This is a genomic window from Pseudomonas sp. 2822-17, from assembly GCF_002742485.1.
Lineage (GTDB): Bacteria > Pseudomonadota > Gammaproteobacteria > Pseudomonadales > Pseudomonadaceae > Aquipseudomonas > Aquipseudomonas cyclaminis.
In genome coordinates this window covers 1-280 of sequence record NZ_LJRZ01000204.1, presented here as the reverse complement: position 1 = coordinate 280, position 280 = coordinate 1, and the positions used below count along the sequence as shown (strand labels likewise).

1 pseudogene is annotated in these 280 nt (G+C 37.1%); it reads left to right on the top strand.

Annotated features, from left to right (window positions below):
• Nucleotides 1-34 precede the first annotated feature (34 nt).
• Nucleotides 35-280, top strand: a pseudogene (locus AOA60_RS01605) (hypothetical protein); the annotation flags it as partial.

The window sequence follows — 280 nt, the reverse complement described above, 5'->3', positions numbered from 1 at the left end:
GCTCCATACATGATCAAGGAGGAGGAATATAAACATGGTGAAAAACAATGCTTCAGATTTGAAAAATTACACTTTTGAACATCTATCAGAAGAAAATTACCGGGACATTAATGATCAACTCGCTTCCTCTGATACGTTAGGTGTCATTAAGTGGGCGTATGAAACTTATGGAAATGATTTAGTTTACGCGTGTAGCTTTGGTGTAGAGGGTATCGTTCTTATCGATCATATTAGCAAAGTAAAAAAAGACGCTACAGTCGTTTTTCTTGATACGCACCTC